Source organism: Rhizomicrobium sp. (assembly GCF_056722145.1).
The window spans coordinates 1-8,825 of the sequence record NZ_JBWZET010000335.1 but is presented as its reverse complement, the minus strand read 5'-3'; the positions used below and the strand labels follow the sequence as shown (position 1 = coordinate 8,825).

The window sequence follows — 8,825 nt, the reverse complement described above, 5'->3', positions numbered from 1 at the left end:
CTGGAGGCGACCGGCCGCCCGCTGGCAAGCTGGCAGAAAGAGGCCGGAACACCGGTTCTGGCCGGGTTGCGGCTGGCCCGTTTTGTCCTCGATCTCGACCGTTTCGAATTGCGCGAGCGTATCCGCATCCGCTTCCTCAAGATGCTGGACCAGGGCGCGTTTGGCGAAGTCGCCATCCTGAAACATCTCGATCCGTCGCTTCCGGCAGCAAAAATCCTTGGATTACGGCAGCTTATCGCGCTTGAAGGCGGCGAGCTGGCAGCCGAGGACGCGATCACCCTGGCGGTCACCGCCACGCGCCAGTTCGCCAAGCGCCAAGTGACGTGGTTCCGCCATCGGATGGCTGACTGGACTTGGCTGCCAGTCGATGCGGACGGTAACTTTGTGTCTCGGATGCGACAAGTACTCTCCTAAAATTGCTTGACGGGCGGCCGCCGCATCCATAGTTTGCGCGCCAACCGAAAGGACCGCCCCGTGTTTCACCGGACGATCGTAGTACTTAGGAGGCCGCTTTCCGGCCGGGCATGACCCGGTTCCCGGATGGCGGCGGTATGCGGAAAAGGGGCGGCGACGCCCCTTTCGCTTTTTCGAAAGAGACCCACGTTTGAGAGACAGTCGACAGCGCCAGGAAATCGAAACCGAATAAGGTTAAAAGGCGCGCGAGAGAGACCAGGACGAGACGATGATCCCACCCCTTAAAGAAATGACCGGCGCCGAAATGGTCATCCAGGCGCTCAAGGACCACGGTGTCGAGCACCTGTTCGGGTATCCGGGCGGGGCGGTGCTGCCGATTTACGATGCGCTGTTCGCCGCCAACGATCTCGTTCACGTCCTCGTCCGCCATGAGCAGGGCGCCATTCACGCAGCGGAAGGTTACGCCCGTTCGACCGGCAAATGCGGCGTGGCGCTGGTCACCTCCGGCCCCGGTGCGACCAATGCGGTCACGGGCCTGGCCGATGCGCTGCTCGATTCGATCCCGCTGGTGGTTCTGTCGGGTCAGGTCGCCACGCACCTCATCGGCACCGACGCCTTCCAGGAATGCGATACCGTCGGCATCACCCGTCCGTGTACGAAGCATAATTGGCTGGTCAAGGACATCGCCGACCTGCCGCGCATCCTGCACGAAGCCTTCCAGATCGCCACCACCGGCCGTCCCGGCCCGGTCGTCGTCGACATCCCCAAGGACATCCAGTTCAAGAAGGGCTTCTATGTCGAGCCCGACAGCGTGGCACATCGTACTTATCGGCCGCCCTTCGAGGCTGACAGCGACGCTATCGCCCAGGCGGTCGCGATGATGGCCTCGGCCAAGCGGCCGATTTTCTATACCGGCGGCGGCGTCATCAATGCCGGTCCCGCCGCCAGCGAGCATTTGCGCGAATTGGTCGAGCTGACCGGTTTTCCGGTGACCTCGACCTTGATGGGGCTGGGCGCCTATCCCGCCTCCGGCGACAAGTGGCTCGGCATGCTCGGCATGCACGGCACCTACGAAGCCAACAACGCGATGCACGATTGCGATGTGATGATCGGGCTCGGCGTCCGTTTCGACGATCGCGTCACCGGCCGCATCGACGCCTTCTCGCCGGGTTCGAAGAAGATCCATCTCGACATCGACCCGTCGCAGATCAACAAGAACATCCGCGTCGATCTGCCGATCATCGCCGACGCCGGCCAGGCGATCAAAGCCATGGTCCGGGTGTGGAAGCAGAAGGAATACAAGGCCGATCAGAAGGCGCTGGCCGAATGGTGGGAGCAGATCGATCGCTGGCGCGCCAAGAACTGCCTCGCCTACCGGCAGAACGGCCATGGCATCAAGCCGCAATACGCCATCGACCGGCTTTATGAACTGACCAAGGATCTCGACACCTATATCTGCACCGAAGTCGGTCAGCATCAGATGTGGGCGGCGCAGCGCTACAAGTTCGAACAGCCCAATCGCTGGATGACGTCCGGTGGTCTCGGCACCATGGGCTACGGCATTCCCGCCGCGCTCGGCGTCCAGCTCGCCCATCCCGGCAGCCTCGTCATCGACATTGCCGGCGAAGGCAGCGTTCAGATGACGATGCAGGAGATGGCGACGGCGGTGCAGAGCGACTTGCCGATCAAGATCTTCATCCTCAACAACCGCTATCTCGGCATGGTGCGCCAGTGGCAGCAATTGCTGCACGGCGGGCGCTATTCGCATTCCTATTCCGAGGCGCTGCCCGATTTCGTCAAGATGGCGGAGGCGTTCGGCTGCGTCGGCATCCGCTGCGACAAGCCCGAAGACCTCGACGCCGCGATCCTCAAGATGATCGACTGCAAAAAGCCGGTGCTGTTCGACTGCATCGTCGATCAGGAGGAAAACTGCTACCCGATGATCCCGTCGGGCGCCGCCCACAACGAGATGATCCTGTGCGACGCCGAGGAAACCGAAGTCTCCGAAGCCGGAAAGATGTTGGTCTGATGCGCTATCTCTATGTCAAATGGGTTCATAAGAATCCCGGCGATCCGGTCCATCTCTACAGCGAGATCGGCGATGACGGCTATGAGCTGCGCCGGATTGAATTGTGGGCCAACGGGCGCAAGGGCTACGCCAATGCGGAAGAGGAAGTGGGCGGCACCGCCTTAAGCTCGCTGCCGGTACCCTCGCTCAAGGAGATCGCCGAGCAGCCGGGCTTCGAACCCAAGACCATCGCGGCTGAGGAATTTCAGAAACTTTGGATGAAGCGCAGATGAGCACGAACCGTATCGAACGTCATACCTTCGCGGTGCTGGTCGACAACGAAGCCGGTGCGCTGGCCCGGATCGTCGGCCTGTTCTCGGGTCGCGGCTACAACATCGAAAGCCTGACGGTGGCCGAAGTCGATCCCAGCCAGCACACCAGCCGCATCACCATCGTGACCTCGGGCACGCCCGAAATCCTCGAGCAGATCCGCGCCCAGATCGGCCGCGTCGTGTCGGTGCATCGCGTCGTCGACTGGACGGTGGACATGCCTTCCATTGCGCGCGAAATGGCGCTGGTCAAAGTCGCTGGCCGCGGCGAACAACGGGTGGAAGCCTTGCGCATCGCCGATGCCTTCCGCGCCCGCCCGGTCGACACCACCCATACGAGCTTTGTGTTCGAGATCACCGGCAGCCCCGACAAGATCAACCAGTTCGTCGACCTGATGGGTCCGCTCGGCCTGGTCGAAATCTCCCGCACCGGCGTCGCCGCCATCAGCCGCGGTCCCGACGCGATGTGAATGCGTTCCCTCTCCCCTTGTGGGAGAGGGCGCAAAATCTTGCACTTAGCCGCGCACACGATCGGCGACGCATCGCGCTTCGAGGCTAAGTGCTAGATTTTGCGGGTGAGGGGGGCGTTTCCCGCTCGCCCGGGTTTGGTTTCGCCGGGCTTGACCCGGCCATCTATTCCGGCGCATTCCGGCGCCGACCCCCTGCGCGCCCCCCGCGACAGGACTGCAAGAGGAAGAAGGCTATGCGCGTCTACTACGATCGGGATGCCGATCTGAAATTCATCACCACCAAGAAGGTCGCCGTCATCGGGTTCGGGTCCCAGGGCCACGCCCATGCGCAGAACATGCGCGATAGCGGCGTCAAGGACATCGTCATTGCGGCGCGTCCGGGCAATTCCTGGAAGAAGGCGGAAGCGGCCGGCTTCAAGGTGATGACCAACGCCGACGCCGCCAAATGGGCCGACGTCATGATGATGACGACGCCCGACGAACTGCAGGCCGACATCTACAAGGACGACCTCGCCCCCAACATGAAGCAGGGCGCGGCGCTGTTCTTCGCGCACGGCCTCAGCATCCATTTCCGCCTGATCGAGGCGCGCAAAGACCTCGACATCATCATGGTGGCGCCCAAAGGTCCGGGCCACACGGTGCGCAGCGAATACCAGAAGGGCGGCGGCGTGCCGTGCCTGATCGCGGTGGCGCAGGATGCGTCGGGCAACGCCCACGACCTCGGCCTTGCCTATGCGTCGGCGATCGGCGGCGGCCGCTCCGGCATCATCGAAACCACCTTCCGCGAGGAATGCGAAACCGATCTGTTCGGCGAGCCGGTGGTGTTGTGCGGCGGCCTTGTCGAACTCATCCGCAACGGCTGGGAAACGCTGGTCGAAGCCGGCTACGCCCCGGAAATGGCCTATTTCGAGTGCCTGCACGAGGTGAAGCTGATCGTGGATCTGATCTACGAGGGCGGCATCGCCAACATGAACTACTCGATCTCCAACACCGCCGAATACGGCGAATACGTCACCGGCCCGAAGATCATCACGCCCGAAACCAAGCAGGCGATGCGCGAAGCCCTGAAGCACATCCAGTCGGGCAAGTTCGCGCGCGATTGGGTGCTCGAGAACAAGGCCGGCCAGCCGTCGTTCAAGGCCACCCGCGCCATCAACAACGAGCACCCGATCGAAGAGGTTGGCGGCAAGCTCCGCGCCATGATGCCCTGGATCGGCAAGAACAAGCTGGTGGACAAGGACAAGACCGGCGGCGAAGGGTGACCGCAATGGCCCGCGGGCGTCTTTCTGCCCCCGCGGGCGCATGATTTTTTCCGCTCCACTGTGACCGTAGGGGAAGTCCCGCCACTTGGCGGGAAAGGGGGCTTCAGGTGTTGGCGAGCCCCCTTTGGCGCGTCGCGCCACTTCCCCCACGGTCTACGTGCGAATGGCAAAATCGTCTCGCCCGCGGGGGCAGGAAAGTGCGTCACTTATTTGTTCGACCTCGGCACGCCTGCGCGCGATCTTGGCCGCCGTCGCAGGATGAGAGCCGCACCATGCCCAAATTCGCCGTCGCCTTGATCGCTGCCGTCTTGGCGAGTCCTGCGTTCGCCGGCAATGTGGAAACCGCGGCGCAGCTGCGCGATGCCGCGCTCACCGACACCACTGCCTGGACCATCCTGGAATCGCTGACCTCCGAAATCGGTCCGCGCCCGATCGGCAGTCCGGCCTACCAGCGGTCGCGCGATTGGGCGGTGGCCCGGTTGAAGGCGCTCGGCTTCGTCAACGTCCATGTCGAACCGTTCGCGAAGCCGGCCTGGATCAGGGGCGCCGAAGCCGCCGAGGTCATCGCGCCGGTGCCGCAGAAGCTCGCCCTCATCGGCCTCGGCAATTCGCTGCCGACGCCGAAGGGCGGCCTCACCGCCGAGGTCGCGGTGTTTTCCACCTATGCCGCGCTGCTGCAGCAGGCGCCCGGTTCGCTCGCCGGCAAGATCGTCGTCGTCAACCAGCCGATGACGCGCACCGAGGACGGCTCCGGCTATGGTGCGGCGGTGCAGGCGCGTTACGGCGATGGCGAGGCCGCCAAGCGCGGCGCTGTGGCCTATCTGGTGCGCTCGATTTCGACCTCCAACAGCCGCGCGCCGCACACCGGCACCAGTGGCGGTCCGGGCCCGCACATTCCGTGCGCCGCGCTCGGCGTGCCCGATGCCGATCTGATCGCCACGCTCGCCAAGCAGGGGCCCGTGCGCCTTCACCTCGATCTGCAATCCTCGATCAATCCCAAGGCGGTGTCGTTCGACATTTCGGGCGAGATCAAGGGCAGCGAGAAGCCCAATGAAGTGGTCGTCATCGGCGGCCATCTCGATTCCTGGGACCCGGGCACCGGTGCGATCGATGACGGCGCCGGTGTTGCCATCACCACCGCGGCGGCGAAGCTGATCGCCGGCCTGCCGCAGCATCCGCGCCGCACCATTCGCGTCGTGTTGTGGGGGTCGGAGGAGAATGGCGGTTCGTCCGAGGCCTATGCCGCGGCCCACACCGGCGAGAAGATCGTCATCGCCGGCGAAAGCGATCTCGGTGCCGACCGCGTTTTTGCGCTGGCGCTGCCGCAAGGCGTGCCCGGCCTCGACGAGGTGATGGCGCCGCTGAAGGTGATCGTGTCGCCCGAACCGCCCAGGCATGGCGGCTCCGACATCAGTGGCTTGCAGGCGGCCGGTGTGCCGATCCTGCGCGTCTCGAACGATGCGACGCGCTATTTCGATTACCACCACTCCGCCGACGACACCCTTGCCGTCGTCGATCCGGTGCAGCTTCAACAGAACGTCGCGGTGTGGGCGAGCCTCATTTATCTGATCGCCGAATCCGACATCGATTTCCACACCAAGCCGGCGGGGCGATAGGCCCCCTCTTTCCTTCGCCCACTATTTTGGCGAGATGATTATCTCGCTTTCCTCCCCCGCGGTGCGCGATCTCAACGCCGCATCATGGTGAAAGAGCGGGGGAGGTGTCGCGAAGCGACGGAGGGGGGTACGAACCGGGTAGATACCTGACAGATTGGACCCGCCGTAAAAATTTCGCCGCTGTGGCATTCGTACTGCAAACGGTTCGCACGGACAGCCAGCGCTGTCACGCGACGCGCGGCGGCGGACAAGTCTTTGACTCGCCTTGCTTCGCGCCGGCGCTGTCGCAGCAGTATGGAAATCGAGAAAACTCCCCTTGAAGATTGCGGGAGGTTTCCCCATCTACGCTATATCCCCATCACTGCATCCGGCCCCGTGCCCGGCTCGCAAAACCGCCCCGCATTCGGCATAGTGCCGACCGGGCAGGGGTGGTGATGGCGGGATTTTTCAAAGTCCTTTGGCGGATCAATGCGGTGCTGGTGTTCCTGGCGCTGGTGGCGTTGCTCGCCTTCGTGGTGCTGCTGTCCAAAGAGCGGATCAAGCAGCCGCTGTGGAACTACATCGTGCCGCCGCCGCCGGTCGCGGCCGCGCCCGTCAAGTCGTGCTATCGCTATGACCTCGAGCAGGATCTTCTCATCGGCGGCGACACCGCGCGCGATGATTTCGAACTCTTCCGCCTGGTGCGCTGGGGCAAGGTGAACGGCCGCGCCGTCACGCCCGAGGCCTCGGCGACGGTCAATCTGCTGATCGTCGACAAGAAGACCGGCGCCAACAAATGGTTGTTTCAGGGTTTTGACCGCGCCATCGTCAGCCAGGAAACCGTCCTCACCGGGCGCTGGTACTGGCACGAGCCGGAAGTCGACGACGACATCGCGATCGATCTCGTGGTGATGAAAGTGATCGATGCCGACAGCAACGGCGACGGCGTGCTCACGTCGGAAGATCGCCAGACGCTCTACGTGGTGCGCTTCCCCGCCGCCGGGCCCGAGAAGCTGCTGACGGCCGATGCGATCTGGTTCACGGTGCAGAAGAACAAGGAATATCAAGTCGGCTACCGCGATGCCGGCGAAGGCTACCTCGCCACTTATGCCCTGCCTGATTTCACGTTGGTGTCCAAGGTGAAAGTCGAGGGAATGCCGCAGTAGCACACCCTCTGTCATCCCCGGCGGAGCTAGCGAAGCGCGGCGACGGGAAGGGGACCCAGGTGCCTCGTGCAGAATGATTTTGGAGGCGACATGCCGGACGAAAGCAGGTTTTTCCGCTTCGTGTGGCGGTTCAATGCGCTGTTGCTGCTGGCGGCCTTGCTCCTGGCCGCGATCTTTCTGGCCATCTCGATTGGATCAGACGTCTACTTCTCACGTAGCAGCAATGAGAGGTTGGCGGAATTCCAGCGGCGTTGGGAACCGAAGACAAGCTATTCGCTCGACCCGGCCGATGCGACCGGGATGCTGGACAGCGCAAATAGCGAGCGGCTTTTTGTGCTCACGGAAAGGCGAACCAATCCCACCAACCCGCAAGCCGACGTCTCGATGGCCCGCAATCTTCTTGTCGTGGATGAAAAGGCGGGTGCCAGCCATTGGCTGTTTGGCCACGGTGAACGGGCGATCCTCGACAATATGTGGGTTTACGATTTTGCCCATGGTGAAGGCCACGGCTTTGCAACGCATGTGGTCGGGCTCGCGATGGTGGTTGCTGATGCCGATAGCAATCATGACGAGCGGATCGACGAGGGCGATCGCCAGACCCTGTTCTTCTACCGCCTGGACGGCAAGGATCCCGTCAAGATCCTCTCGGCAGATAAGATTCAGATGGAACCGTCGAACTGGCAGACCGCAAAGCTGCGCTTCTTCTATCAGGACGGCAAGGCGGCATTTGCCGTGAGCTATTCGCTTCCCGATCTCGCTGTCGCGAGCAAAATTCCAGTGTCCGATCTCCCGAAATTGGGTAAACCGGGCAAGCGCATCACGAAAATAGGGTTCATCACCGAACCTCGCGCGACGGACGATTGAAGGATACGCCATGCACGTCACCGGTCACTGCTACTGTCACAAGATCACGTTCAAAGCCGAGGCCGATCCGGCGACGGCCACCGTCTGCCATTGCACCGATTGCCAGGAGCTGACCGGCTCGGCCTATCGCATCGTGGTGCGCGCCACGGGCTTCACGCTGCTGTCCGGGGCGCCGAAAGTGTGGATCAAGACGGCCGAAAGCGGCCGCCAGCGCGCCCATGCCTTTTGTCCCGATTGCGGCTCGCCGCTTTATTCGGGCGCGGTGGAAGCCAATCCCGACGACATCACCCTGCGCGTCGGCACCCTCGACCAGCGCCGCGAGTTGGCGCCGCAAAAACAAATCTGGACCCGCTCGGCGCTCGCCTGGGCCCTCGACCTGCACGCGTTGCCGGGCCACGAGAAACAGTAACTTTTCTGCCCCCCACGGTTTGCGTGCCGGTGACGAGACCGTCTCGCCCGCGGGGGCAGAAAACTACGTCGGATTTTCCAGACTGAACGTCTCGCTTTCGGCGGCGTAGGAGAACAGTTCGGCGAAGCGGCCCCAGCTGGTGATGGCGCGCAGGGTTTCGTCGGCGGCGTCCTCGGTCATCTTGTCTTCGAGTTCGTCGATGAAGCGGCGGCGCGGCGCAGTGTGGCTGGTGCGCTCGTCCAGCACTTTGCGGATGTGGGCGGCGAACGGCACGTTGGCGACGAGGGTGCGCTGGAAGATCACCTTGC

9 protein-coding genes and 1 pseudogene are annotated in these 8,825 nt (G+C 63.2%); 9 read left to right on the top strand and 1 reads right to left on the bottom strand.

All coding sequences use genetic code 11. The features are described from left to right. From AC1P6P_RS17995 to AC1P6P_RS17955, 9 genes and pseudogenes are all read left to right on the top strand, one after another. Positions 1-414: pseudogene (locus AC1P6P_RS17995) on the top strand (tRNA (adenosine(37)-N6)-dimethylallyltransferase MiaA); the annotation flags it as partial. Between the two features lie 268 nt (positions 415-682). Next, on the top strand, positions 683-2,443 hold the full coding sequence (locus AC1P6P_RS17990; protein ID WP_481403825.1) for an acetolactate synthase 3 large subunit: 1,761 nt from the start codon (positions 683-685) through the stop codon (positions 2,441-2,443). Beyond that, on the top strand, positions 2,443-2,715 hold the full coding sequence (locus AC1P6P_RS17985; RefSeq protein WP_481403824.1) for a DUF6881 domain-containing protein: 273 nt from the start codon (positions 2,443-2,445) through the stop codon (positions 2,713-2,715). Before AC1P6P_RS17990 ends, AC1P6P_RS17985 begins: the two co-directional genes overlap by 1 nt. After that, positions 2,712-3,221 (top strand): acetolactate synthase small subunit, encoded by a 510-nt coding sequence (gene ilvN / locus AC1P6P_RS17980; RefSeq protein ID WP_481403823.1) that lies wholly within the window; start codon positions 2,712-2,714, stop codon positions 3,219-3,221. Before AC1P6P_RS17985 ends, ilvN begins: the two co-directional genes overlap by 4 nt. Before the next feature lie 233 nt (positions 3,222-3,454). Beyond that, positions 3,455-4,483 (top strand): ketol-acid reductoisomerase, encoded by a 1,029-nt coding sequence (ilvC, locus tag AC1P6P_RS17975; RefSeq protein ID WP_481403822.1) that lies wholly within the window; start codon positions 3,455-3,457, stop codon positions 4,481-4,483. 272 nt (positions 4,484-4,755) lie between these two features. Beyond that, entirely contained in the window at positions 4,756-6,099 is a 1,344-nt protein-coding gene (locus tag AC1P6P_RS17970) for a M28 family peptidase (RefSeq protein WP_481403821.1), read from the top strand. Between the two features lie 434 nt (positions 6,100-6,533). After that, the gene (locus tag AC1P6P_RS17965; RefSeq protein WP_481403820.1) at positions 6,534-7,244 is read left to right on the top strand and encodes a hypothetical protein; all 711 of its coding nucleotides are present in this window, start codon (positions 6,534-6,536) and stop codon (positions 7,242-7,244) included. Positions 7,245-7,334: 90 nt separating this feature from the next. Continuing rightward, positions 7,335-8,108, top strand: a complete 774-nt coding sequence (locus AC1P6P_RS17960; RefSeq protein WP_481403819.1) for a hypothetical protein — start codon at positions 7,335-7,337, stop codon at positions 8,106-8,108. Positions 8,109-8,118: 10 nt separating this feature from the next. Then, positions 8,119-8,517 carry a GFA family protein gene (locus AC1P6P_RS17955; protein ID WP_481403818.1) on the top strand — a complete coding sequence of 133 codons (399 nt, stop codon included), beginning with the start codon at positions 8,119-8,121 and terminating at the stop codon, positions 8,515-8,517. Between the two features lie 63 nt (positions 8,518-8,580). Here the strand turns inward: AC1P6P_RS17955 and AC1P6P_RS17950 are convergent. Further along, positions 8,581-8,825: AAA-associated domain-containing protein (locus tag AC1P6P_RS17950; RefSeq protein WP_481403817.1), on the bottom strand; the 245-nt coding region annotated here is incomplete at its 5' end.